Origin of the sequence: Sphingomonas endophytica (assembly GCF_014199415.1) — a bacterium.
Taxonomy (GTDB): domain Bacteria; phylum Pseudomonadota; class Alphaproteobacteria; order Sphingomonadales; family Sphingomonadaceae; genus Sphingomonas; species Sphingomonas endophytica.
On record NZ_JACIJN010000009.1, the window covers coordinates 66,877 to 89,923 of the forward strand.

General features: G+C 69.6%; 26 protein-coding genes, 1 tRNA gene and 1 riboswitch. Of the genes, 20 read left to right on the forward strand and 7 right to left on the reverse strand.

Annotated elements, in window-relative coordinates; all coding sequences use genetic code 11:
• Positions 1-29: 29 nt before the first annotated feature.
• Positions 30-917, reverse strand: a complete 888-nt coding sequence (gene gcvA / locus FHS97_RS13385) for a transcriptional regulator GcvA (protein ID WP_184038743.1) — start codon at positions 915-917, stop codon at positions 30-32.
• Between the two features lie 102 nt (positions 918-1,019).
• Between gcvA and FHS97_RS13390 the strand changes: the two genes are divergently transcribed.
• The 7 genes from FHS97_RS13390 to purQ all read left to right on the forward strand — a co-directional run bounded on the left by FHS97_RS13390 (position 1,020) and on the right by purQ (position 6,124).
• Complete coding sequence (locus FHS97_RS13390) at positions 1,020-1,181, forward strand: hypothetical protein (RefSeq protein WP_184038745.1); 162 nt, start codon at positions 1,020-1,022, stop codon at positions 1,179-1,181.
• 253 nt (positions 1,182-1,434) lie between these two features.
• On the forward strand, positions 1,435-2,592 hold the full coding sequence (locus FHS97_RS13395) for an OpgC family protein (protein ID WP_184038748.1): 1,158 nt from the start codon (positions 1,435-1,437) through the stop codon (positions 2,590-2,592).
• A complete protein-coding gene (locus FHS97_RS13400; RefSeq protein WP_343053456.1) occupies positions 2,571-3,479 on the forward strand; it encodes an alpha/beta hydrolase in 909 nt (302 codons plus the stop codon). The genes FHS97_RS13395 and FHS97_RS13400 overlap by 22 nt, the downstream gene beginning before the upstream one ends.
• Positions 3,479-4,303 (forward strand): DUF4349 domain-containing protein, encoded by an 825-nt coding sequence (locus FHS97_RS13405; protein WP_184038751.1) that lies wholly within the window; start codon positions 3,479-3,481, stop codon positions 4,301-4,303. The genes FHS97_RS13400 and FHS97_RS13405 overlap by 1 nt, the downstream gene beginning before the upstream one ends.
• A gap of 99 nt (positions 4,304-4,402) precedes the next feature.
• The gene (gene purC / locus FHS97_RS13410) at positions 4,403-5,182 is read left to right on the forward strand and encodes a phosphoribosylaminoimidazolesuccinocarboxamide synthase (RefSeq protein WP_159756296.1); all 780 of its coding nucleotides are present in this window, start codon (positions 4,403-4,405) and stop codon (positions 5,180-5,182) included.
• 46 nt (positions 5,183-5,228) lie between these two features.
• A complete protein-coding gene (purS, locus tag FHS97_RS17560) occupies positions 5,229-5,459 on the forward strand; it encodes a phosphoribosylformylglycinamidine synthase subunit PurS (protein ID WP_028967004.1) in 231 nt (76 codons plus the stop codon).
• The gene (gene purQ, locus FHS97_RS13420) at positions 5,456-6,124 is read left to right on the forward strand and encodes a phosphoribosylformylglycinamidine synthase subunit PurQ (protein WP_184038755.1); all 669 of its coding nucleotides are present in this window, start codon (positions 5,456-5,458) and stop codon (positions 6,122-6,124) included. Before purS ends, purQ begins: the two co-directional genes overlap by 4 nt.
• A gap of 87 nt (positions 6,125-6,211) precedes the next feature.
• Here purQ and FHS97_RS13425 read toward each other — a convergent pair whose 3' ends face one another.
• Both FHS97_RS13425 and FHS97_RS13430 read right to left on the reverse strand, forming a co-directional pair.
• Positions 6,212-6,616, reverse strand: coding sequence for a GNAT family N-acetyltransferase (locus FHS97_RS13425; protein ID WP_184038759.1), 405 nt, complete (start codon positions 6,614-6,616; stop codon positions 6,212-6,214).
• A gap of 7 nt (positions 6,617-6,623) precedes the next feature.
• Complete coding sequence (locus FHS97_RS13430; protein ID WP_184038763.1) at positions 6,624-7,367, reverse strand: queuosine precursor transporter; 744 nt, start codon at positions 7,365-7,367, stop codon at positions 6,624-6,626.
• Between the two features lie 57 nt (positions 7,368-7,424).
• Between FHS97_RS13430 and FHS97_RS13435 the strand changes: the two genes are divergently transcribed.
• From FHS97_RS13435 to FHS97_RS13475, 9 genes are all read left to right on the forward strand, one after another.
• Positions 7,425-7,501: transfer RNA gene (locus tag FHS97_RS13435), tRNA-Arg, on the forward strand.
• Positions 7,502-7,718: 217 nt separating this feature from the next.
• Complete coding sequence (locus FHS97_RS13440; protein ID WP_184038766.1) at positions 7,719-8,603, forward strand: SDR family oxidoreductase; 885 nt, start codon at positions 7,719-7,721, stop codon at positions 8,601-8,603.
• Between the two features lie 35 nt (positions 8,604-8,638).
• Positions 8,639-9,088: a peptide-methionine (R)-S-oxide reductase MsrB gene (msrB, locus tag FHS97_RS13445; RefSeq protein ID WP_184038771.1), complete on the forward strand. Its 450-nt coding sequence runs from the start codon at positions 8,639-8,641 to the stop codon at positions 9,086-9,088.
• Positions 9,089-9,142: 54 nt separating this feature from the next.
• Positions 9,143-9,547: a hypothetical protein gene (locus tag FHS97_RS13450; RefSeq protein WP_184038775.1), complete on the forward strand. Its 405-nt coding sequence runs from the start codon at positions 9,143-9,145 to the stop codon at positions 9,545-9,547.
• A 22-nt stretch (positions 9,548-9,569) separates the two neighbouring features.
• Positions 9,570-10,175, forward strand: a complete 606-nt coding sequence (gene cobO, locus FHS97_RS13455; protein WP_184038779.1) for a cob(I)yrinic acid a,c-diamide adenosyltransferase — start codon at positions 9,570-9,572, stop codon at positions 10,173-10,175.
• Between the two features lie 170 nt (positions 10,176-10,345).
• A riboswitch (cobalamin riboswitch) is annotated at positions 10,346-10,534 on the forward strand.
• Between the two features lie 164 nt (positions 10,535-10,698).
• Positions 10,699-12,642, forward strand: coding sequence for a TonB-dependent receptor plug domain-containing protein (locus tag FHS97_RS13460; protein WP_184038783.1), 1,944 nt, complete (start codon positions 10,699-10,701; stop codon positions 12,640-12,642).
• 229 nt (positions 12,643-12,871) lie between these two features.
• Positions 12,872-13,282: a DUF1636 domain-containing protein gene (locus FHS97_RS13465; RefSeq protein ID WP_184038786.1), complete on the forward strand. Its 411-nt coding sequence runs from the start codon at positions 12,872-12,874 to the stop codon at positions 13,280-13,282.
• Positions 13,282-14,289 carry a nicotinate-nucleotide--dimethylbenzimidazole phosphoribosyltransferase gene (gene cobT, locus FHS97_RS13470; protein WP_184038790.1) on the forward strand — a complete coding sequence of 336 codons (1,008 nt, stop codon included), beginning with the start codon at positions 13,282-13,284 and terminating at the stop codon, positions 14,287-14,289. Before FHS97_RS13465 ends, cobT begins: the two co-directional genes overlap by 1 nt.
• On the forward strand, positions 14,286-14,834 hold the full coding sequence (locus FHS97_RS13475; RefSeq protein ID WP_184038794.1) for a histidine phosphatase family protein: 549 nt from the start codon (positions 14,286-14,288) through the stop codon (positions 14,832-14,834). Before cobT ends, FHS97_RS13475 begins: the two co-directional genes overlap by 4 nt.
• Before the next feature lie 112 nt (positions 14,835-14,946).
• On the opposite strand, the gene FHS97_RS13480 is transcribed toward FHS97_RS13475, so the two are convergent.
• Complete coding sequence (locus tag FHS97_RS13480) at positions 14,947-15,369, reverse strand: GNAT family N-acetyltransferase (RefSeq protein ID WP_221233298.1); 423 nt, start codon at positions 15,367-15,369, stop codon at positions 14,947-14,949.
• Between the two features lie 364 nt (positions 15,370-15,733).
• On the opposite strand from FHS97_RS13480, the gene cobS reads away from it, so the two are divergent.
• Complete coding sequence (cobS, locus tag FHS97_RS13485; protein ID WP_184038800.1) at positions 15,734-16,432, forward strand: adenosylcobinamide-GDP ribazoletransferase; 699 nt, start codon at positions 15,734-15,736, stop codon at positions 16,430-16,432.
• On the opposite strand, the gene FHS97_RS13490 is transcribed toward cobS, so the two are convergent.
• The 3 genes from FHS97_RS13490 to FHS97_RS13500 are packed head-to-tail and all read right to left on the reverse strand — an operon-like array spanning position 16,418 to position 19,765.
• The gene (locus tag FHS97_RS13490) at positions 16,418-17,872 is read right to left on the reverse strand and encodes a cobyric acid synthase (RefSeq protein WP_184038803.1); all 1,455 of its coding nucleotides are present in this window, start codon (positions 17,870-17,872) and stop codon (positions 16,418-16,420) included. The two genes, cobS and FHS97_RS13490, sit on opposite strands and share 15 nt — an antisense overlap.
• On the reverse strand, positions 17,860-18,783 hold the full coding sequence (gene cbiB / locus FHS97_RS13495; RefSeq protein ID WP_184038807.1) for an adenosylcobinamide-phosphate synthase CbiB: 924 nt from the start codon (positions 18,781-18,783) through the stop codon (positions 17,860-17,862). Before cbiB ends, FHS97_RS13490 begins: the two co-directional genes overlap by 13 nt.
• Positions 18,776-19,765, reverse strand: a complete 990-nt coding sequence (locus FHS97_RS13500; RefSeq protein ID WP_184038811.1) for an aminotransferase class I/II-fold pyridoxal phosphate-dependent enzyme — start codon at positions 19,763-19,765, stop codon at positions 18,776-18,778. The genes cbiB and FHS97_RS13500 overlap by 8 nt, the downstream gene beginning before the upstream one ends.
• A gap of 63 nt (positions 19,766-19,828) precedes the next feature.
• On the opposite strand from FHS97_RS13500, the gene cobU reads away from it, so the two are divergent.
• The 3 genes from cobU to purB all read left to right on the forward strand — a co-directional run bounded on the left by cobU (position 19,829) and on the right by purB (position 22,972).
• Positions 19,829-20,344 carry a bifunctional adenosylcobinamide kinase/adenosylcobinamide-phosphate guanylyltransferase gene (gene cobU, locus FHS97_RS13505; RefSeq protein ID WP_184038815.1) on the forward strand — a complete coding sequence of 172 codons (516 nt, stop codon included), beginning with the start codon at positions 19,829-19,831 and terminating at the stop codon, positions 20,342-20,344.
• 62 nt (positions 20,345-20,406) lie between these two features.
• Positions 20,407-21,498 carry a Gfo/Idh/MocA family protein gene (locus FHS97_RS13510; protein WP_184038818.1) on the forward strand — a complete coding sequence of 364 codons (1,092 nt, stop codon included), beginning with the start codon at positions 20,407-20,409 and terminating at the stop codon, positions 21,496-21,498.
• A gap of 160 nt (positions 21,499-21,658) precedes the next feature.
• Complete coding sequence (purB, locus tag FHS97_RS13515; protein ID WP_184038821.1) at positions 21,659-22,972, forward strand: adenylosuccinate lyase; 1,314 nt, start codon at positions 21,659-21,661, stop codon at positions 22,970-22,972.
• Positions 22,973-23,047: the final 75 nt, after the last annotated feature.

Here is a 23,047-nt window from a genome sequence, read left to right on the forward strand (position 1 = left end):
GGGGCGACGTTCCACAACCGTTCCGCGCGTCAGCGCGGTGAATCGCCGAGCGTGGCGAGCAGCCATTCGCGGAAGCGCTTGATCTTGACCACCCTGGCCCGCGCCTCGGGATAGACCAGCCAATAGGCTTCGCCGTCGCGCCCGACACGCGCGAACGGCTGCACCAGCCGCCCGGCGGCGAGATCGTTCTGCCAGAACAGCGGCGTGAGCATCGCCACCCCCTGCCCGGCGATTGCGGCGCGTCCCTCGTGCGCTTGCGAATCGAGCCGGATGCCGGTGTGCCGCGCCGCGACCACGTCCAGCCCGGCGTCACGCAGCCATGTCGCCCACCATGGATCGTGCGCGCTGATGAGCGGCAGCTGGAGCAGATCGGCGGGTTCGAGTCGCCCGCCATGGTCATCAAGGAACGAGGGCGCGCACATCGGGGTGAAGTCGAGCGTCATCAGCCGGTGCGCGGCGAGCCCCGGCCACCCGCCTGCGCCGGAGCGGATCGCGACATCGATCTCGTCGGCGGCGAAGTCGGCGAGCCGGTTGTCGGTGAGCATCCGCACCGCCGTGTCGGGATGCGCGAGCTGGAAGCCGCCGAGTCGCCACGCCAGCCACAGGTTCGCGAAGGTGTTGGTGGTCGAGACGGTCAGCACCGCCTCGTCCTCGACGCGCAGCCCGGCGAAGGCGGCGTCGATCGAGTCGAACGCCGCGGTAAGCTGCGCGGCGGCGCGACGCCCGGCCTCGGTCAACACCACGCGCCGCCGTTCGCGCCGGAACAGCGGCAGGCCAAGCCGTTCTTCAAGCAGGCGAATTTGATAACTGACCGCCGCCTGCGTCATCCCCAGCTCCGCCGCGGCGACGGTGAAATTCTCGTGGCGCGCGGCCGCCTCGAACACGCGGACGGCGGCGAGCGGCGGCAGGTGGCGCATCTCTCAACGATAAGGCGCACTTATCAACTTCGTCCATCGCTTTGTTGGCGCGGATCGGTGCTGCGGCGCATCATCCCTGGGGTCTAGCGAAGGAGCATGGACATGAACGCCGAGTTCGAAAGCCAGGTCTACGTCGCCCATCACCGGCAACTCTCCCGCATCATTCACCGCTTCGTTCAGCGCACGCTGGCGGGCATGGCGCGTCTCCACCGCCGGCAATTCGCCGCGCCGTGGCAGGCTCCGCCGCGCGCCTGCCACGATTAGCATCGCTCGCCGAACCCCTGCTGCGTCGCCCCGGACTTGATCCGGGGCCCCGCTTGTTCGACGACCCGCGCAAAAAGCGGGATCCCGGATCAGGTGCGGGACGACGGGAATGAACCGGGACGTGGCGGCGCGAAAAAGCGGCGGGGCGTGCGCGACGGGTTCGCGGCGGCGGCATGGGCCGCTATCACGGTCATGCTGCACTGCACCGCAGCTGCGTCCCGCCGCCGTCTGAAACAGCCATGGAGCCCGCCGTTTGCCACGTTACGGATTGATCGACGGGCTGCGCGGTTTCTTCCTCGTCTTCATGCTCATCAACCATCTCGTCTTCACGGGCGGGTATTGGATGCAGAACGTCAATCACAACAAGCTGGCGTTCGTCGAGGATGCGCAGGGCTTCGTCTTCCTGTCCGGGCTGATGATCGGGCTGGTCTATGGCCGCAAGATGCTCAAGCTGGGGTATGACGAGGGGCGCGCGCAGGTCTGGCGGCGTGCCTTTCAGCTCTACCGATACGCGATGGGGATCGTGGTCGCCGTGCTGATCGCGCGCGCGCTGCTGCCCGGCGCACCACAGGCGTGGGGCAATTGGCTCGGCCATACCAGCCTGACCGGCGATCCGCTGCGGCTCGCGGCGATCGCGACCTTCCTGTTCCAGCCGACCGTCATGGACATCCTGCCGCAATATGTTCTCTACATGCTGGTCGCGCCGCCACTGGTGCGCTGGTGCCTCGACGGGCGGGTCGTGCCGGTCGCCACCGCGTCGATCATCCTGTGGATCGCCGGACAGCTCGCCATGCAGCGCTTCGTCACCGACCCGCTAGGACAGCTGGTCACCGCCAGCGACGGGCAGGGTCTGCGCGCCAGCTTCAACCTGCTCGGCTGGCAGCTGGTGTTCTTCTCAGGCATGATCGCGGGCGCGCTGACCGCCGCCGGACGCGTCAACTGGCGACGCTTGTTCCGCGCCGATGTCGCCACCCCCGCGAAGGTCGCGCTCGCGATCTGCCTGTTCTTCGCGCCGCTGCGGCTGCTCAGCGCCTACGGGATGCTGCCGCAATGGCTGATCGAGAAGATTGACCTGCTCGGCATCCGCGGCGACTTCGGGCCGATCTACCTCATCAACTTCGTCGCCGCGACCATCGGACTGACGTGGCTGCTGATCGCCGGAAAGGATCACCCCCGGCTCGGCGTCCGGCGCATCGCCGAAATGGCGCGCGCGCTATTCTCGCTGGCGTTCCTGCGGCTGCTCGGGCGGCATTCGCTCCACGTCTATGTCTGGCACGTCGCGATCGTCTATGCGGTCTATTATGTCGACCAGACCCAGGGACCGTTCGCGACATGGCTGAAGACCGCCATCGCCCTCGCCGGTATCGCCATCCTCGCGCTGCCAGCCTTGTGGCGCGAGCGCCGCAGCTGATCGCGCTTGCCGCGGCGTTGCTCGCCACGGCATGTACGACCGCGATGCCGCCGACGCCGCTTACCTGGGCCGATCTCAGCGCCCGCCCGCGCGCCACGCCCGACGCGACGATCGCTTATGGCAGCGACGCGATGCAGAAGGTCGATGTCTGGCTGCCCGCGGGACCGGGACCGCATCGCACCGTGCTGATGGTACACGGCGGCTGCTGGCAGACCGAAATCGCCGACCGCCGGCTGATGGACTGGGTCGCCGACGACCTGCGCCGCAGCGGCTATGCGGTGTGGAACATCGACTATCGCGGCGTCGACCGCAGCGGCGGCGGCTATCCCGGCACCTTCGCCGATGCGGCGGCCGCCGCCGACGCGCTGCGCACCCACGCCGCGCGCATCGGGCTCGACACCTCGCACATCGTCGCGGTCGGCCATTCGGCGGGCGGGCACCTCGCGCTGTGGCTCGCCGCGCGCCCCCGCCTCCCCGCGACCAGTCCGCTCGCCACCCGCGACCCGCTCAAGATCGCGCATGTCATCAGCCTCGGCGGCCTCCCCGATCTCGAAGCCACCGCCGCCAGCCCCGACAACGGCTGCGGCACCGAGGTGGTGGCGAAGCTGGTCGGCTCCGGCCGTGCCGACCCCTACGCCGACACCTCGGTTCCGCGGCTCTTTCCGCTCGGCGTGCCACAGGACCTCGTCAACGGTCGCGCCGACCGCATCATCCCGTTCCGCATGGCGACCGACTATGTCGCCAAAGCACGCGCCGCCGGTGATCCGGCGACGCTGCATGAGGTGCCGGATACCGGCCACGTCGAGCTGGTCACGCCCGACACCGCGGCGTGGGCGGAGACCAAGCGGTTGATTGCGAAGGCATTCACATCGGAAGAGCGTCGATGATGAAGCGCTGGCTTCTTGGCGTCGCGCTGCTTCTGGCAAGCTGCGGCAGCCCGACGACCAGCAACAAGCTCAGCACCTTCGACGTCGAGGAACCTACCGCCGCGCCAAAGAACGATGGCGGCCCGCAGATCGCCTATAGCTACGATCTCGCCTATCGCCTCGATCCCGGTACGCTCGACGCCGTCCATCGCGCACACCTCGCCTTGTGCCGCAAGCTGACCCGCGAGCGCTGCATCGTCATGGAAGATTCGGTCACCCACAATCCGCGCGGCGACGATGCGGGGAACCTTCGGCTGTTGGTCGACGCGCGGCTGGCCGGCACGTTCGGGCAGCAACTCGATGCGCGCGTCACCGCCGCGGGTGGCGCCTTGCAGACGCGGCGCGTCACCGCCGAGGACGTGACCAAGCAGGTCGTCGATGTCGAGGCGCGGTTGCGCGCCAAACAGGCGCTCGCCGACCGCTTGTTCAGGCTCATCCAGAACGGCGGCGGCAGCGTCGGCGATCTGGTCGCCGCCGAGAAAGCCTATGCCGAGGTGCAGCAGGATCTCGACGCCGCCCGCTCACTGCGCGCCGAACTCCAGCGGCGCGTCGCCATGTCCGAGCTGACGATCGGCTATGCGGTCACCCCGGCGGGTGGGGTCTGGGCGCCTGTTCGTACCGCCTTCGGCCAAAGCGGCGACTCGTTCGCGGTCAGTGCGGCGTCGGCGATCACCTTCGTCATCGCCGCGACACCGTGGCTGGTGATCGTCGGTCCCGCCGTCTGGTTGCTGATCCTCGGCTGGCGGCGCTTCCGTCGCTGGCGCGCAGACTGGGTGCGCGCCTGATTTGCAGCCACCGCCCCCTTCCCCTATAGCCGAGCCTGATTCCCCGCCCCGGCCGTCCGCAAACCTGCGCCGCCGGGGCGCTTCTTTTCGAGGGCAAGCATGGCACGCAGGCGGCAGATCTACGAAGGCAAGGCGAAGATCCTCTACGAGGGTCCCGAGCCCGGCACGCTGATCCAGTATTTCAAGGACGACGCCACCGCCTTCAACGCCCAGAAAAAGGGCACGATCAACGGCAAGGGCGTGCTCAACAACCGGATCTCCGAGCACATCTTCACGCTGCTCGATCATATCGGCGTACCGACGCACTTCATCCGCCGCCTCAACATGCGCGAGCAGTTGATCCGGCAGGTCGAGATCGTGCCGATCGAGGTCGTCGTCCGCAACGTCGCCGCCGGTTCGATCAGCAAGCGGCTCGGGATCGAGGAAGGCGTCAAGCTGCCGCGCACGATCCTCGAATATTATTACAAGGACGACGCGCTCGGCGATCCGATGATCTCCGACGAGCATATCGCGGCGTTCGGCTGGGCCAGCCAGGAAGAGATGCACGACATCGCCGATCTGGCGATTCGCGTGAACGATTTCCTGTCGGGGCTGTTCGCGGGCGTCGGCATCCGGCTGGTCGACTTCAAGCTCGAGTTCGGCCGCATCTGGGACAATGACTACGGCCGGATCATCCTCGCCGACGAGATCAGCCCGGACGGTTGCCGGCTGTGGGACATGGTCTCCAACGAGAAGCTCGACAAGGACCGCTTCCGCCGCGACCTCGGCGGCGAGGTCGAGGCCTATCAGGAAGTCGCGCGCCGGCTCGGCCTGCTGCCGGAGGGTGGCGACACCGCGGTGCTCGACCTCGAAGAGCATCGCAAGAGCCGCGGCAAGTAACCGCCACGCTTGCCCCGGCGCGCGCGCCGGGGCATAGCGCGCGGCCATGAAACTTCGCATCTACGTGACGCTCAAGCCCGGCGTGCTCGACCCGCAGGGCAAGGCGATCGAACACGCCCTTTCGGGGCTCGGCTTCTCGGGCGTCGACAGCGCGCGGGTCGGCAAGCTGATCGAGCTGGAGGTCGCCGACGACACCGCCGATGCGGACGTCGACGCGATGTGCCGGCAATTGCTCGCCAACACCGTCATCGAAAATTACCGGATCGAGCGCGCGTGAAGACCGCGGTCATCGTCTTCCCCGGCTCCAACTGCGACCGCGATATCGCGGTGGCGCTGGAGCAGGCGACCGGCACCGCGCCGCACATGGTGTGGCACCGCGACACCGAACTGCCCGCCGGGATCGGCGTGGTGGCGGTGCCCGGCGGCTTCTCCTACGGCGACTATCTGCGCTCCGGCGCGCTGGCGGCACGCTCGCCGATCATGACCGCGGTGCGCGAACAGGCCGCCCGCGGGCTGAAGGTGCTCGGCGTCTGCAACGGCTTTCAGGTGCTGACCGAGGCCGGACTGCTGCCGGGCGCATTGATGCGCAACGCCGGACTCAACTTCGTTTGCCGCGACGTGGCGCTGACCGTCGAGAACGCCGGCACCGTCTTCACGCGCGGCTATCAGTCGGGCGAGCAGGTCCGCTTCCCGGTCGCGCACCATGACGGCAATTACGTCGCCGACCCCGAGACGCTCGACCAGCTGGAAGGCGAAGGCCGGGTCGCGTTCCGCTATGCCGAGCCGGTCAACGGCAGCGCGCGCAATATCGCCGGGATCGTCAGCGCGGACGGCAACGTGCTCGGCATGATGCCGCACCCCGAGCGCCGCATCGAACCCGCGCATGGCGGCGATGACGGCAAGCGGATGTTCGCCGGGCTGCTGGAGACGGTCGGGGCGTAAACCTTGCGGCCGCCGCCCCGGACCCGATCCGGGGCGATGCTGCCTCTTCGCCGGTCAGGTCGCGACCAACGCTTCCGCCTCGCCGGATCACAGCTCGGGCAGATACCGGCACATCTCCCGATCGCCCCGCGCGAACAGATCGCTGCCGGCGGGCGTCTCCACCACCTCGACGAAGCGCGCGCCCGCTTTCTCCAGCACGCGCCGCGACGCGATGTTGCCGGGGCGGCAGGTGACCCACAGTTCCGCAAAGCCATGCGTCACCGCGATCGGCATCAGCAACCGCAGCGCCTCGGTCGCGTAACCACGCCGCTGATGCGCCGGCGCGACGCAATAGCCGACCTGCCCGCCATAGCGACGCAGCGACTCGGTATCGCCGAGCCGCAGGACGATCGCGCCGACCGTCACGTCCGCGGCGACGATCGCGAAATCCTCGGTCGGCACCCAGCCTTTCACCGGGTCGGCAGCGCTTCGCCCGGTCCAGCGTAATTCCACCACCGGCTCACACCCGCGCCCGGAACGGCGTGAAGTCCGTCCCCCGGTCGTAGACGTCCAGCCCCTCGGCGCGCTTCAACGCGCCGACCACCCAATAGGTCAGCGGCGTTAGCAGCACCTCCCAGCCGACCTTCAACGCCCATTGCGTGAACAGCACCACCACCACCAGATGCGGGGTCCACCCTTCGGCACCCCAGAACGCCAGCGGATAGAAGATCAGGCTGTCGACCGCCTGCCCCGCCACCGTCGACCCGATCGTCCGCATCCACAGATGCCGTCCCGCGGTCAGCACCTTCATCCGCGCCAGCACATAGGAATTGACGAACTCGCCCGCCCAGAAAGCGCACATGCTGGCGAAGACGATCCGCGGCACCTGCCCGAACACCGTCTCATACGCCGCCTGGTTGCGCCAGTCGGGTGCGGGCGGCAGCGCGACGACCACCCACGCCATCCCGGCCATGAACAGGGTCGCGGCGAATCCGACCCAGATCACCCGCCGTGCCCGCGCATAGCCATAAACCTCGGTCAGCACGTCGCCGATGATATAGCTGATCGGGAAGAACAGGATGCCCGCGCCGAACGGCCAGTCGCCGATGCCCGGCAGCCACACCTGCGCCACCTTGCCGGCACCCAGCACGTTGGAAAGCAACAGGATCGCGACGAAGGCCGCCATGACGATGTCATAGTAGCGCAGCCGCCCGGCCTCGACCCGATCGGCCGCGATCGGGGTTATGCGCATCGGTTCGGTCATGCGCGGATCATGCCCCCCATTTCTTCCTGCGACAATCCGCGCTAGGCGCGTCGGCGGGCGCCCGTAGCTCAGTTGGATAGAGCAAGGAGCTTCTACCTCCTTGGTCGGGGGTTCGAATCCCTCCGGGCGCGCCACCCGTCAGCTCCGCTTTGCCCCGCCGGCTTCCGCTGCTACCATATTCGCGTCGAAAATGGCGGGCTTGGTCTGGGTAGGCCCAAGCCCCTCCGCCAGGAGGCTCTGGTCCGGCACGTGCCGTGATCCCCCGACAGTCCCGGTGCCGAACGGCATCATCGGGTCTGTCGGGGTGCCAACAGGACGCGGCTTCCCGGCAGGCTCTCGCAGGAGCATGCCATGTCGATCTCAGGTCCCATCCTCGTCTTCCTTGCGAACGGCGTTCAGGGCAGCGCCGTCGTCCGTGCCGCGCGCCGGCGTGGGCACGTCGCGCGCGCGTTGATGCGCGCCCGGCCGGACCATGCCACCGATCGCGACGCGGTGGTCGGCGACCTCGACGATCCGGCGAGCCTGCGGGCGGCGGCGCACGGCTGCGCGCACGCGGTGTTGCAGATACCCGCCGGCCCGCAGCCGCGCATGATGGCGCAGGCGCAGGCGGCGCTGGACGCGCTGCTGGCCGCCGGGACGCGCTCGCTGGTGCTCAAGCTGAGCAGCGCCAGCCGCCCGGCACCCTGCCCGGACGCCAGCTTCGTCGCGAATGCCGCGATCGAGGCGCTTGTCCGGCACGCCGGCATTCCGTTCGCCGTCGTGCGCCCTACCATGTACCTCGACAATCTGCTCAAGCCGTCCGCCCGCGCCGACATCGTCGACCGCGCGCTGGTCTCGCCGCCGATCGCGCGCGACCAGCGGATCGCATGGACGTGCGTCGACGATGCCGCCCATGTGGCGATCCTGCTGCTCGAACAGGCACGCCACGGCGAGGATCATCTCGTCTGCGGACCGCAGGCGGTCACCGGAGACGGGCTGGCCGAACAGCTCTCGATCGGGCTCGCTCGTCCGATCGCCTTCCGTGCCGAGCCGGTCGCGTTGTTTGAACACGATGTGGCGATGGCGCTGGGGGCCGACCTGGCAGCGCGCATCGCCGCACGGTTCCGCTACTTCGCCGAACATCGCGACGACGCCGACCGCATACTCGGCGCAACGCCCGCCCCGTTGCGGCTGCCCGGCTTCCACCCCATCTCCATCGCCGAGTGGGCGCGGCGGCATCGGTCGCTCTTCCGATGAAGCGCCGCGCCGGGCCGCCAGCAAGGACCGACAGCATGACCGATTACACCAAGACCGAAGAGGCACTGGCGAAGCTGACGCCCGAGCAATTTTATGTGACGCAGCAGAGCGGCACCGAGCGCCCCGGCACCGGCGAGTATCTCGGCAACAAGCGCGCCGGCATCTATGTCGACATCGTCTCCGGCGAGCCGCTGTTCGCCTCGACCGACAAATATGAGTCGCACTGCGGCTGGCCGAGCTTCACGCGCCCGATCGACTCGGCGCGCGTGACCGAGCTGCACGACGCCACGCACGGCATGGTCCGCACCGAAGTGCGCTCGGCGGGTGCCGACAGCCACCTCGGCCACGTCTTCGAGGACGGCCCGCGCGATCGCGGCGGCCTGCGCTATTGCATCAACTCCGCCGCGCTGCGCTTCGTGCCGCGCGAGGAGATGGAGGCGGAAGGTTATGGCGCGTACCTCGACCAGGTCGAGGACGTGCGCTGACTTGACCTGATCGACGCGCGGCGCTTTGACGCCGCGCTTTCGATGAGGGCTGGCATGAACGACTGGGAAGAGCGCGCGGCACGCCGCGCCGAGGATCGCGAACGCCGCGCGCAGGAGCGGGTCGCCAGCTCGCTCGCCCGCACCGAGCAGCGCGCGGTCGACCGCGAGGCGGCGTCGCGGCTGCGCGAGGAAGCGCGCACCGCCCGCCGCTCCGAGGAGGAGCAGCGCCGCGCCACGCTGGTCGAGGAGCGCGAAGCGCGCCCCCGCCGCCGTCAGAGCACCGGCGCGCTCGCCCGCACCGGCGAGCAGCGCGTCGAGCGCGACACCCGCCATTATGCCACCGACAGGGATCCGGAGCGCATCCGCACGCTCGCAGCGCGCGGCGCGACCCCGGAGGCGCTGGCGGCGGTGTTCGGCGTACCGGTCGCCGAGATCGCGGCGGTGCTGGCCGAGGTGTGATCTTGCCGCTACGCCGCTGCGCATGACCGACGATCGCGACGCCCGCCACAATGACAAGATGCGCCGCGTGCAGGCCGCGCGCCGCGTGATGATGGAAAGCAAGACGGTCGAGAAGGGCCTGCTGATCGTCCACACCGGCGCGGGCAAGGGCAAGTCGACCGCCGCCTTCGGGATGGCGGTGCGCGCGATGGGGCACGGGATGAAGGTCGGCGTCGTCCAGTTCGTCAAGGGCGCGATGACCACCGGCGAGAAGGCGATCTTCGACGCCTTTCCCGAGCTGATCGAGTTCCGCGCGATGGGCGAGGGCTTCACCTGGGACACGCAGGACCGCGCGCGTGACGTGGCGATGGCGCGCACGGCGTGGGAGGAGGTGCAGCGGATGCTCGCCGACCCGGACATCGCGATGGTGATCGCCGACGAGCTGAACATCGTACTGCGCTACGATTACCTTCCCATCGACGAGGTGGTAGCGGTGGCGACCGCGCGCGCGCCGATGAAGCATCTGGTCGTCACCGGCCGCAACGCGCCCGACGCGCTGATCGCGGCCGCCGATCTGGTCACCGAGATGACGCAGGTCAAACACCCGTTCCGCGCCGGCGTGAAGGCTCAGGCCGGGGTGGAGTTCTGACGCCGCTCGTCCGCCGGCCCTATCGTCATTCCCGCGCAGGCGGGAATCCAGACGCGCAGGTACGTCGATAGAAGCGAAACGTCAGAGTTCTGGACTCCCGCCTTCGCGGGAATGACGGTTCTCGTGGCACGGCAACACCGCCCCGATTGACCCGCGCCGCGCCCCCGGCTAGGGCGCGCGCCGCGACAGGTTCCCCCTGACCGGGGATCAAAAGGGAACGGGTGAACCCCGGCTGCCCCTGCAACTGTAAGCGGCGAGCCCGCGCGCCACACGCCATTGGCCCCGCACCGGGCTGAGAAGGCGGCGCGCATCGGCGATGACCCGTGAGCCAGGAGACCTGCCTGTTCGTGATCGTCCTTCGCTCGGCCAGGGTGCGCCGAACGGACGGGAAGGCCGCACGGCGCAAAGCCGGCGGACGAACCCAGCGTGACGATAACCACCGCCGTGGGCGGTCGACGCCGCGGGTGCGCCCGCGCGCGGCGGCACGCCCCCGGCTTCACGTCGTCACAAGGGGTTACCAAGCATGTTCCATCGTCTCGCCGCGCTTCCGCTGCTGCTCTGCTCCACCGCCGCGCTCGCGCAGGAAGCGCCGCGCCCCGACGCCGCTGCCACCGACACCGGCGCGGACATCGTCGTCGCCGCCAACCGCGCCCCGGTCGACGCCGATCGCGTCACCGCCGCGGTCACCGTGCTCGACAAGACCGCGATCGACCGCGCGCAGGACCTGTCGGTGGCCGACCTGTTGCTGCGCACCCCCGGCGTCTCGCTGTCGCGCAACGGCGGCTATGGCACCAGCACCTCGCTGCGCATCCGCGGCGCCGAGTCGGACCAGACCGTCGTCGTCATCGACGGCGTGAAGATCAACGACCCGTCCTCGCCGGGCGGCGGCTATAATTTCGCCAACCTGCTGATCGGCGACGCCTCGCGGATCGAGGTGCTGCGCGGGCCGCAGTCGATCCTGTGGGGCAGCCAGGCGATCGGCGGCGTCGTCAACATCGTCACCCCGCTGCCGACCGCCGCGCTCGAGGGCAGCATCGACCTCGAGGGCGGTTCGCGCGAGACAGTCAGTGCGCGCGCCGCGCTCGGCGGCACCACCGGCCCGCTCGCGTGGCGCGTCGGCGCGCAAAGCTTCACCACCGACGGCATCTCCGCGCTCAAGGCCGGTACGGAACGCGACGGCTACACCAACCAGAACGTGCAGGCGCGCGCCGTCCTGACGATCGCGCCCGGCATCAGCGCCGACCTGCGCGGCTCCTACGCCAACGGCCGTAACGACTTCGACGGCTTCAGCGGCGACACCCCCGAATATGGCCTGACCCGCGAGTTCGTCGGCTATGCCGGCCTCAACATCGACCTGTTCGACGCGCGGCTGCGCAACCGCTTCGGCTATGGCTATACCGACACCGACCGCGACAATTACAACCCCGATCAGGTCGAGCAGACACAGACCTTCGCCGCGCTCGGTCGCAACCATCGCCTCGAATATCAGGGCACGCTCGCGGTCACCAAGGGGGTCGACGCGGTGTTCGGCGTCGAGAACGAGGTCAGCCGCTTCAGCACCGCCTCGTCGGACTTCGTGCCGCCCTATGCGCTCGGCACCCCCGCGCGCGGTCGGGCCGAGCTGACCAGCTTCTACGGCCAGCTCAACGTCTCGCCGTTCGACGGGCTGACCATAAATGGCGGCGTGCGCCACGACGATCACAGCCGCTTCGGCGCGCAGACCCTGTTCGCGGGCGGCGCGAACTGGCTGCTGCCGACCGGCACCGTGCTGCGCGCCAGCTACAGCGAAGGCTTCAAGGCGCCGACCCTGTACCAGCTCTTCTCCGAATACGGCAATCAGGCGCTCAACCCCGAGCGCGCCAAGGGCTGGGAAGCCGGCGCGGAACAGCGCTTCATGGACGGTCGCTTCGCGCTCGGCGGCACCTATTTCGAGCGCCGCAGCCGCGACCAGATCGTCTACACCGGCTGCAACCCCGGCACCGCCGATCCGCTGTGCTTCGTGCCGGGTTCGACCACCGAGCAGCGCTTCGGCTATTACCAGAACGTCGCGCGCGCCTTCGCGCGCGGCGTCGAGGCGGTCGCGCGCGCACAGGTCGGTGAGCACCTCAGCCTCGACGGCAATTACAGCTGGGTGCTGTCGGAGGATCGCTCGCCGGGCCGCACCTTCGGCAACTGGCTGCCGCGCCGCCCGCGCGACACCGCGAACGTGTCGGCGACCTACACCTTCGCGGAGGCCGGCTCGCTCGGCGTCGCGGCGCGCTTTGCGGGCAAGTCGTTCGACAATGCCAGCAACGCCACCCGGCTCGATGGCTATACATTGGTCGATCTGCGCGGCGAGCTGCCGCTGTCGGGCACCGTCCGGCTGTTTGCGCGCGTCGAGAATCTGTTCGACGAGCGCTATGAGACGATCGCCCGCTACGGCACGCTCGGCCGCAGCGTCTATGCCGGCCTGCGCGGGCGTTTCTGATCGCGCATGACGGCCGCGCCGCCCCTCTCCCTCCGTCGCCCCGGACGTGATCCGGGGCCCCGCTTCTTCTTGGTCGACGTAAGAAGCGGAATGGCGGTGAAATGAACCGCTCTTCCGTCATTGCGAGCGCAGCGAAGCAATCCAGTGCCGGACCAGGACGCCCTGGATTGCTTCGCTCCGCTCGCAATGACGACCTTCGATCGGATCACCTCATGCCCCAGCTCCTGACATGACCCTCATCCCCGTCGAGGACGGCCCCGCCGTCGTGGCCTGCAACAGCTGCCGCCATTCGGCGACCGCGCGCGACGGGGCGGACGGCCGACGCGGCGGCGCGGCGCTCGCCGCCGCGCTCCGCATCGTGCAGGCAGGCGACCCGCTGTTCGCCGGCATCGCCGTGCAGGAAATGCCGTGCCTGTTCGCCTGCGATCGGCATTGCACGATCCATCTGCGCGCGCCCGGCAAGATCGGCTATGTGCTCGGCGGCTTCACCCCCGACGAGGACGCCGCAACCGGGATCATGACCTTCATGCGCCATTATGTCGAAAGCGCCACTGGCCAGGTGCCCTATGCGCTGTGGCCGCAGGCGGTGAAGGGCCATTTCATCGTCCGCGTCCCGCCCGCCGGGCAGGTGGTGGCGTAATGCGCCTCGACTCCGTCGCCGCCTTCGATGCCGCGCTCGCCGAGCTGCCCGCCCCCGACGCCGCGATGCGCGCCGCGGCGGCGGCGCGACAGGCGCAGCTGACGAAGCCCGCCGGCTCGCTCGGCCGGCTCGAGGAGATCGCGCTGTTCATGGCCGGCTGGCAGCGCGACGCGCGCCCCCGGATCGATGACGGGCAAGTGGTGATCTTCGCGGGCAATCACGGCGTCGCGGCGCGCGGGGTCAGCGCCTTTCCGCCGGCGGTGACCGCGCAGATGGTCGCCAATTTCACGGCCGGCGGTGCGGCGATCAACGCGCTCGCCGCCGCCGCCGGCCTGTCGCTGACCGTCGTGCCGCTCGCGCTCGACCAGCCGACCGGCGACATCACCCGCGAGCCCGCGATGAGCGAGGCGGAATGTCTCGACGCGCTCGACGCCGGCGCGGCGGCGGTGCGACGAGGCACCGATTTGCTGGTCCCCGGCGACATGGGGATCGGCAACACCACCCCCGCCGCCGCTCTGTGCGCCGCCAGCTTCGGCGGCACCGCGGTGGACTGGGTCGGCCCCGGCACCGGCGTCCACGGCGCCGCGCTCGCCGCCAAGATCGCCGCGGTCGACGCCGCGCTCGCCTGCCATGCCGACGCGACCACCCCCTTCGAGCGCCTCCGCCGGCTCGGCGGGCGCGAGATCGCCGCGATCGCCGGCGCGATCCTCGCCGCGCGCCACGCGCGCATTCCGGTGCTGCTCGACGGCTTCATCGTCGGCGCCGCGCTGGCCCCGCTCGCCGCCGCGCGCCCGCGGATCGTCGACCATTGCCTTGCCGGCCATGTCTCCGCCGAGCCGGGTCATACGCGGCTGCTCGACCGGCTCGGGCTGGCACCGCTGCTCCGGCTCGACATGCGGCTCGGCGAGGCGAGCGGCGCCGCGGTCGCCGCCGGCATCGTCCGCGCCGCACTGACCGCGCACGACCAGATGGCGACCTTCGATCAGGCGGGGGTGGCCGAGGCGTGAGCGGCGCGCGCACCGTCCACCTGCTGCGCCACGGCGCGACGGTGCGGCCGGGGCTGTTGCTCGGACATCTCGACGTCGCGGTGACGCCGCAGGGCATCGCCGATTGCGTCCGCGTCGTGGCGGGTGCGGCGTTCACGCAGATCGTCAGCTCCGACCTGTCGCGCGCCGCCGACTGCGCCGCCGCGCTGGGCGCCCCGGTCCGCCACGACCCACGCTGGCGCGAACTCGATTTCGGCACGTGGGACGGGTGCGATCCGGCGACCCTCCCCACCGATGCACTGGCGGCCTTCTGGCGCGATCCCGACTCCAACCCGCCGCCGCAGGGCGAACGCTGGTCGGGGCTGGTCACCCGTGTGACAGCCGCACTCGCCGACCTCCCCGACGGGACGCTGGTCGTCACGCACGGCGGTGCGATCCGCGCCGCGCTCGCCAGCGCCTGCGGGTTCGACGCGCGACAGGTCTGGGCGTTCGACCTGCCCTGCGCGGCGTTGCTGACGCTGCGGCTCTGGCCCGACACCGCGCAGGTCGCCGGGTTGCGGACGTGAGCGGTGGTCTCAGCCGGTTTGCCGGTCGGAAGTTAAATTGCGACCGGCTGACGGCCGTCTTTCAATTGCCCGGAGACGATCGACTATCAGGAGAGGGGCGTGCCGGGTGATGCTAACCGACCGTATAGACCTTTTGCACAATGCCTTCTTGCGCTCGGTAAGTTCGGAAGCCCATCGCCTCATAATAGCCTATGCCCGAAGGATTATCGGCACCGATGTAGGCGTCGATTTTCTCTAGTCCCGCTTCTTCTGCCGCCTCCCGGCTGGATCGAAACAGCGCGCTGCCAACGCCTTGTCTATGCGCACGCGGGCTGATGTGGGTGCCGATAATTCCCCAGCCCGCCGGTACATCGTACCGGTTGCCCGCTTCGGCTCGAATCAAAGACTGAAAGCCGACAGCAACCCCTCCGTCATCAATCGCGACGGTGCAACGGATACTGGCCGGATTGGTGATGTATTGCCGGGCAACGAACGCTTCATCGTTGGGCCGTTCTCGACCTGTATGGGCGATGATCTCGCGCAGAACTCGGCTCATTGCTGCCGCATCATCGAGTGACGCTATGCGGGTGTCCATATATCCCCAACCCCTGTCCCCCGGTGCAGATCTTTATGCGCCAATGGGCGCGACCTGCAAATTCAGATAGGGACTCATTCCCGTTTGCGGATCAGCATGAGAAAAGGGCCATCCGCTCGCCGCAGCATTACACAGCAAGGCGAGGTTCACCGGAATGTGGACCCAAATGCATTTCCCTGCAACGGTCGATCAAAGATGAGCTATTCCGAAAGGCGTAACCTCCGATCGAGGCAGAACACCGATATGAAGCGGGCCGCAGTGGCTGCAATCCAAAACAAGCGCAGCGCCCTGATGCGCCGCGATCCGCCTCACCTGAGCTAAACCCATGACCCGCCTCTGGCTCGCCTTCGCCTTCCTCACCCGCCTGCCCGTGCCGCGCACCGCCGGCACCCAGCAGGATTTCGCCGCCGCGATCCGCTTCTACCCGCTGGTCGGCGCGGTGATCGGCGCGCTGGTCGCGGGCGTGGCGTGGCTCGGCGCGCGGCACGATCCGTGGACCGGCGCGCTCGCCGGGCTGGTCGTGTGGGTCGCGGTGACCGGCGCGCTCCATCTCGACGGGCTCGGCGACGTCGCGGACGGGGTCGGCGCGGCGCACGGCGACCGCACGCGGCTGCTCGCGGTGATGCGCGACCCGCATGTCGGCAGCTTCGCGGTCGTCGCGATCGCGCTTCAGCTCATCGCCAAGCTCGTCCTGCTCCACGCGCTCGCCGGCGACTGGCGCGTCGCGCTGATCCCCTTCGCCGCGCGCATCGCCCCCCTCGCATGGGCACGCTGGCTCCCCCCGCTCGGCAACGGTCTCGGCGCGCAGGTCGCGAGCGCCGTCCGCGCGCGCGACATGACCGGCTGGATCGCGCTACTCGCGCTGGCGATCGTCGCCGCCCCGCCCCTGCTCGCCGCGCCGCTGGTCGTCGCGGCTTATGGCCTGTGGTGCCGTCACCGGCTCGGCGGCGTCAACGGCGACGCGCATGGCGCGGGGATCGAACTCGTCGAGAGCGCCTTGCTCGCCGCCTTACTCTGCGGCTGACCCGCGCGCGACCGCCAGCAACGCATCGAGATCGAGATGCCGCTCCAGCGCGTCGGCGATCGCGTCGAGCGCGGCATCGATCGACGCGGCATGATCCGGCCCGTCCCCCGCCGCCGCCAGCCACGCGCGCCGCTGCGCCGCCAGCCCGAACAGCCCGTGGACATAGGTCCCCGCGACCAGCCCGTCGGCGCTCGTCGCGCCATCGTGCCCCCCGTCGTCATATCGTGCCACCGGCCGCGCCGTGTCCGCGCCGGTCGTGGTACCGAGGTGCATTTCATAGCCATATATTGGCGCACCGCGCGCCACCCCGCGCACCTTGCGCAGCATCTTGTCGCCACCGAGCACCGTATCCACAGCCAGCAACCCCAGCCCCGCCACGCTCCCCGCCGGTCCCTCCAGCCCGAGCGGATCGGAGACCGTCCGCCCCAGCATCTGATACCCGCCGCACAGCCCCAGCACCGCCCCGCCGCGGCGCCGGTGCGCGATCAGGTCGATGTCCCAGCCCTGTTCGCGGATGAAGGCGAGGTCGGCGATCGTCGCCTTCGACCCCGGCAGCACCACCAGCGCCGCCTCCGCAGGTAATGGAGATCCCGGCGAAATCATCGCCACCTCGATCGCGGGATCGAGCCGCAGCGGATCGAGATCGTCGAAATTGGCGATGTGCCGCGTTACCGGGCACGCCACCAGCACCCGCCCGCCCGGCCGCCTCCGCGCGCGCTCCAGCACCACTCCATCCTCGCTCGGCAGCCGCGCCGCGTCAGCCAGCCACGGCACCACCCCGAACCCGCGCCACCCGCTGCGCTGCTCGATCGCGCGATAGCCATCCTCGAACAGCGCCGGATCGCCGCGGAAGCGATTGATGATGAACCCTTTTACCATCGCCGCATCGTCGGCGTCGAGCACCGCGCGTGTCCCGACCAGCGACGCGATCACCCCGCCGCGATCGATATCGCCGACCAGCACCACCGGCACCCCGGCAGCCCGCGCGAACCCCATATTGGCGATGTCGCCGGCGCGCAGGTTGATCTCGGCCGGCGATCCCGCGCCTTCGACCAGCACCAGATCGGCCTGCCGTTCCAGCGTGGCGAAGCTCTCCAGCACCTCGGCGAGCAACCCCTCCCGCCCCTCGCGCCATCGCGCCGCCGCCAGCGTCCCGCGCATCCGTCCGCGCACGATCAGTTGCGAGGTGCGGTCGCCCTGCGGCTTGAGCAGCACCGGGTTCATGTCGACATGCGGCGCGACCCGCGCGGCAATCGCCTGCGTCGCCTGCGCGCGCCCGATCTCGCCACCGTCCGCCGTAACCGCAGCATTATTGGACATGTTCTGCGGCTTGAACGGGCGCACCGTCAGCCCGCGATTGGCATAGGCCCGGCACAAACCCGCGACCAGCACCGACTTGCCGACATCGGAGCCGGTCCCCTGCACCATCAGCTTGCCCAAGCGACGATCCCCGCGATGATCCACAACAATCCGCACGCCGCGCCATACACCCTGAGCGCCCGTGCGATGTCGGCCGCCCCCGCCGCGGGCTCCCCGTCGCCGATCCACGGCTTGTCGACCGTCACGCCGTCATAGGCGACCGGCCCGGCGAGCCGGACCGCCAGCACTCCTGCCATCGCCGCCTCGGTCCAGCCGGCGTTGGGCGAGGCGTGGCGGCGCGCGTCGCGCCACATTACCCGCCAGCCCCCGCCGCCCGCCGCACAGAGCAGCACCGCCGCGACGCGCGCCGGCACCAGATTGGCGAGGTCGTCCAGCCGCGCCGCCGCCCAGCCGAAGTCGCGCCAGCGTTCCTCGCGATGCCCGATCAGGCTGTCGGCGGTGTTGATCGCCTTATACGCCCACAATCCCGGCACCCCGCCGACCAGCAACCAGAACAACGGCGCGGCAACCCCGTCGCAGAAGCTCTCGGCGAGACTTTCGATCGCCGCGCGCGCGACCCCGGCGGCGTCGAGCGCCGCGGTGTCGCGCCCGACGATCATCGCCACCGCCTGCCGCGCCGTGACCAGATCACCGCCCGCCAGCGCGGTCGCAACCGGCCGGACGTGCTCGTAGAGGCTCCGCTGTGCCAGCCCCGGCCACGCCAGCACCGCCACCCCAATCCAGCCGAGCCCGACCGCCCGCACGCCCCGCTCGGCAAGCACTGCGACCAGCGCGGTCAGCGCCACCACGATCGCGATCGTCGCGAGCCCGAGCAGCCGGCGCGGCAGCCCCGGACGATTCCACCGCCCTTCCAGCACACCGATCACCCGCGCGATCGCGCCGACCGGATGCCCGACCCGCGCGTAGAGCCACGCCGGCCACCCCACCGCGACGTCGATTGCCAACGCGGCGAGCGCGACCGGCTCAGCCATCGGCCGCCAGCGCGGCGTGCAAGCGGTCGAACCCCGCGCCCGGCAGGCCGAAGCGCAGCCAGCCCGGCCGCTCATCGAACGGCCGCGTCAGGATACCGGCGGAGGCGAGCCGCTCGAACACCGTTCGCGCATCGTCGCGCTCGGCTAGCCGAAACAACGGACACGCTCCCCGCGCCGCCAGCCCGCAGTCGGCCAGCAAGCCATCGAGAGCGACCGCCTCCGCCACCAGCCGTCCCCGCATCCGCGCTGCCCATGCCACGTCGCGATACGCCGCCGTGCCATAGGCCAGCGCGGTCGCCGACACAGGCCAGTCTCCCAGCAGCGCCGCAATCCGCGTCACCTCCGGCTGCGCGCCGCCCACGAACCCGAGCCGCACCCCCGCCAGCCCATAGAACTTCCCGAACGACCGCAGCACCACGACCGGATCGTCCGCGCGCAGCAACGGCAACACGCTTGCCCCCGCCAGCGCATCCGCAAACGCCTCATCGACGATCAGCATCCCGCCACGCGCACCCAGCGTCCGCGCGGCCGCCAGCAACACCTCGGGCGCGATCAGCCGCCCGTCGGGGTTATTGGGATTGGCGAGCAGCAAGGTCCCGCCGGCCGCCGCCACCTCGCCGATCCGCTCTGCCGCAATCGCCTCCGCTCCCGGCAGGGCGTCACGATGCGTGCGATAACAGGGCGTCACCACATGCCACGGCCGCGGCAGATCGAGCGTCGCCAGCAACCGCAGCGCCAGCTCGCTCCCCGGCACCGCGGCCAGCGCCCCAGCAAAGCCGAACGCCGCCCCCGCCGCCGCCAGCAACCACGCCAGCGCCTCCCCGGAGGGCAGCCGGTGCTGATCGACCACCAGCCCCGCCGGCGGTGTCCATGCATGAGGGTTGATCCCGGTCGACAGGTCCAGCCACGGGCACGGCGCATCGGGGTACTGCCGGGCCGCGGCCTCGATACGGCCGCCGTGAAAGGTCAGATCTCGCGACATAAGCCTCGAATTGCGGCAAGGCCGCCTCCATCGGCAATCGCGTATCGACAGGCAAGAACCAAGATGACCGACGATCCCTGGCGTATCCGACTCGTGCTGGGCGGTGCGCGCTCGGGCAAGAGCCGCCATGCGCAGGCGCTGGCGGAGGCGTGCGCCGCGCCGTGGCGGTTCGTCGCCACCGCGCAGGCGTTCGATGCCGAGATGGTCGAGCGGATCGCGCACCACCGCGCCGACCGGAGCGCCGCGTGGGCGACGATCGAGGCCCCGTTCGCGCTGCCCGAGACGATCGCGGCGGTCGACGACGGCGTGCTGCTGGTCGATTGCCTGACGCTCTGGACCTCGAACCTGCTGCTTACCGAGGTCGATACCGACGTCGCGACCGACGCGCTGCTCGCTGCACTGACGCGATCGTCAGCGCGGATCGTGCTGGTATCCAATGAGGTCGGCTGGGGGATCGTCCCCGACAATGCGCTCGCGCGGCGCTTTCGCGACGTCGCCGGGCGGGTCAACCAGCGTGTCGCCGCCGCCGCCGATCGCGTCGACCTGCTGGTGGCCGGCTTACCTATGTCATTGAAATAGACCGCGTTGACATTGGAGCCCGCGATCCTCAGCCTGCCCGGCGAACAAACAGGGAGGTGAGGATGGAGATCGGACGCCGCACGCTGATCGCGGCCGCGCCCATGCTGGTGGCGGGCAGCGCCTGCGCGCAAACGTCGCAGCGCAAGCTCGGCTATGCGATCGTCGGGCTCGGCGGCTATGGCCTCGGCCGGATCATCCCCGAGTTCAAGAATTGCGCGCACAGCCGGCTGGCGGCGGTGGTCAGCGGTGACCCGGCGAAGGCGAAGAAGGTCGCCGCCGAACACGGCCTGTCGGACAAGGCGATCTATTCCTACGCCAATTTCGACAGCATCCGCGACAATCCCGACGTCGACATCGTCTATGTCTGCCTGCCCAATTCGATGCACGCCGAATACACGATCCGCGCCGCCAAGGCCGGCAAGCATGTGATGTGCGAAAAGCCGATGGCGATCTCGGTCGCCGAATGCGAGGCGATGATCGCGGCGTGCAAGGCCGCCAACCGCAAGCTGATGATCGGCTATCGCTGCCATTTCGAGGCGACGAACATCGCCGCGATGCGGCTCGCCAAACAGCCCGACACCGGCAAGATCCGCTACGTCCGCTCCGAACACGGTTTCAATGCCGGCGATCCCAAGGCGTGGCGATTGAAAAAGGCGTTGGCGGGCGGCGGGTCGCTGATGGACATGGGCGTCTACAGCCTGCAGGCGGCGCGCTACATGACCGGCGAGGAGCCGATCGCGGTCACCGCGCGCGAGTCGACCGACCGCACCGATCCGCGCTTCCACGAGGTCGAGGACATGATCGAGTGGACGCTCGAATTCCCGTCCGGCGCGCTCGCGGGCTGCCAGTCGATGTATTCGGCCAATCAGAACCGCATCCTGTTGATGGGCAGCAAGGGCCGCGTCGAGCTGGAACCCGCCACCCGCTATGACGGCAACCGGCTGTGGACCGGCCGCGACGGGCGCGAACAGGAAATCTCGCCCCCGCCCGGCCCCGGCAAGACGCAATTCGCCGGGCAGCTCGACCATCTGTCGCAATGCGTGATCGACGGGCGCGAGCCGATCGTCTCGGGCGAGGAGGGCCTGCGCGACTTGCGAATCGTCGAGGCGATCTACCGCTCCGCGCGCGAGGGCAAGACGATCCGTTTGACTTAATGCCTTCGTCATTGCGAGCGTAGCGAAGCAATCCAGGGCGTCCTGATCAAACCCTGGATTGCTTCGCTACGCTCGTAATGACGGCGGAAGCCCATTTGCCCGCCCGCCGCCACGCTGCTAACCGCGCGCCAACTCCCTTATTCCTTGAAGGACCGCGCGCATGATCCCCCGCTACTCCCGCCCCGACATGGCCGCGATCTGGGAGCCGGAGGCGCGCTATCGCATCTGGTTCGAGATCGAGGCGCACGCCACCGACGCGCTGGCCGAGCTGGGCGTGGTCCCGAAGAGCGCCGCCGAGGCGCTGTGGAAATGGTGGGCGACCAACCCGCGGATCGACGTCGCCGCGATCGACGCGATCGAGGCGGTCACCAAGCATGACGTCATCGCCTTCCTGACGTGGGTCGCGGAGCAGGTCGGCGACGAAGCGCGCTTCATGCACCAGGGGATGACCTCGTCCGACGTGCTCGACACGACCCTGTCGGTGCAACTCGCGCGCGCCTCGGACATCCTGCTCGCCGACCTCGACCGTTTGCTCGAGGTGCTGGAGCGCCGCGCGAAGGAGCACAAGCTGACCCCGACGATCGGGCGCAGCCACGGCATCCATGCCGAGCCGGTCACCTTCGGGCTCAAGCTGGCGCAGGCGCATGCCGAATTCCGCCGCAATCGCGCGCGGCTGGCGATGGCGCGCGAGGACATCGCCACCGCCGCGATCTCGGGCGCGGTCGGCACCTTCGCCAACGTCGATCCGCGCGTCGAGGCGCATGTCGCCGCCAAGCTCGGGCTCGCGATCGAGCCCGTCTCGACGCAGGTCATTCCGCGCGACCGCCACGCGATGTATTTCGCCACGCTCGGCGTGATCGCCAGCTCGGTCGAGCGGCTCGCGACCGAGGTCCGCCATCTGCAGCGCACCGAGGTGCTGGAGGCGGAGGAATATTTCTCCCCGGGCCAGAAGGGTTCGTCGGCGATGCCGCACAAGCGCAACCCGGTGCTGACCGAAAACCTGACCGGGCTGGCCCGGATGGTGCGCGGGTACGTCACGCCGGCGCTCGAGAACGTCGCCTTGTGGCACGAACGTGACATTTCGCACTCCTCGGTCGAGCGCTACATCGGCCCCGACGCGACGATCACGCTCGATTTCGCGCTCGTGCGGCTCACCGGGGTGGTCGACAAATTGCTCGTCTATCCCGAGCGGATGCAGAAGAACCTCGACCGGATGGGCGGGCTGGTCCATTCGCAGCGCGTGCTGCTCGCGCTGACGCAGGCCGGGGTGAGCCGCGAGGACGCCTATCGCCTCGTTCAGCGTAACGCGATGAAAGTGTGGGAATCGGACGGCGCGCTGTCGTTGCAGGAGCTGCTCAAGGCCGACCCCGAAGTCACCGCCGCGCTGTCGACCGCCGAGATCGACGAGAAGTTCGACCTCGGCTACCATTACCGCCATGTCGACACGATCTTCGACCGCGTGTTCGGCGGCTGACACCCTCCCCGTTTCCGTCATCCCGGATCATGTTCGGGGTGACGCAGGAAGGTTGAGGTCGAGACGGCCGATGAA

Bases quoted from the DNA above. Each gene is read 5' to 3' on its own strand.
- gcvA (WP_184038743.1), bottom strand. From the start codon at position 917: ATGCGCCACCTGCCGCCGCTCGCCGCCGTCCGCGTGTTCGAGGCGGCC.
- FHS97_RS13390 (WP_184038745.1), top strand. From the start codon at position 1,020: ATGAACGCCGAGTTCGAAAGCCAGGTCTACGTCGCCCATCACCGGCAA.
- FHS97_RS13405 (WP_184038751.1), top strand. From the start codon at position 3,479: ATGAAGCGCTGGCTTCTTGGCGTCGCGCTGCTTCTGGCAAGCTGCGGC.
- purC (WP_159756296.1), top strand. From the start codon at position 4,403: ATGGCACGCAGGCGGCAGATCTACGAAGGCAAGGCGAAGATCCTCTAC.
- purS (WP_028967004.1), top strand. From the start codon at position 5,229: ATGAAACTTCGCATCTACGTGACGCTCAAGCCCGGCGTGCTCGACCCG.
- FHS97_RS13430 (WP_184038763.1), bottom strand. From the start codon at position 7,367: ATGACCGAACCGATGCGCATAACCCCGATCGCGGCCGATCGGGTCGAG.
- FHS97_RS13440 (WP_184038766.1), top strand. From the start codon at position 7,719: ATGTCGATCTCAGGTCCCATCCTCGTCTTCCTTGCGAACGGCGTTCAG.
- msrB (WP_184038771.1), top strand. From the start codon at position 8,639: ATGACCGATTACACCAAGACCGAAGAGGCACTGGCGAAGCTGACGCCC.
- FHS97_RS13450 (WP_184038775.1), top strand. From the start codon at position 9,143: ATGAACGACTGGGAAGAGCGCGCGGCACGCCGCGCCGAGGATCGCGAA.
- cobO (WP_184038779.1), top strand. From the start codon at position 9,570: ATGACCGACGATCGCGACGCCCGCCACAATGACAAGATGCGCCGCGTG.
- FHS97_RS13460 (WP_184038783.1), top strand. From the start codon at position 10,699: ATGTTCCATCGTCTCGCCGCGCTTCCGCTGCTGCTCTGCTCCACCGCC.
- FHS97_RS13465 (WP_184038786.1), top strand. From the start codon at position 12,872: ATGACCCTCATCCCCGTCGAGGACGGCCCCGCCGTCGTGGCCTGCAAC.
- cobT (WP_184038790.1), top strand. From the start codon at position 13,282: ATGCGCCTCGACTCCGTCGCCGCCTTCGATGCCGCGCTCGCCGAGCTG.
- FHS97_RS13480 (WP_221233298.1), bottom strand. From the start codon at position 15,369: ATGAGCCGAGTTCTGCGCGAGATCATCGCCCATACAGGTCGAGAACGG.
- cobS (WP_184038800.1), top strand. From the start codon at position 15,734: ATGACCCGCCTCTGGCTCGCCTTCGCCTTCCTCACCCGCCTGCCCGTG.
- cbiB (WP_184038807.1), bottom strand. From the start codon at position 18,783: ATGGCTGAGCCGGTCGCGCTCGCCGCGTTGGCAATCGACGTCGCGGTG.
- FHS97_RS13500 (WP_184038811.1), bottom strand. From the start codon at position 19,765: ATGTCGCGAGATCTGACCTTTCACGGCGGCCGTATCGAGGCCGCGGCC.
- cobU (WP_184038815.1), top strand. From the start codon at position 19,829: ATGACCGACGATCCCTGGCGTATCCGACTCGTGCTGGGCGGTGCGCGC.
- FHS97_RS13510 (WP_184038818.1), top strand. From the start codon at position 20,407: ATGGAGATCGGACGCCGCACGCTGATCGCGGCCGCGCCCATGCTGGTG.
- purB (WP_184038821.1), top strand. From the start codon at position 21,659: ATGATCCCCCGCTACTCCCGCCCCGACATGGCCGCGATCTGGGAGCCG.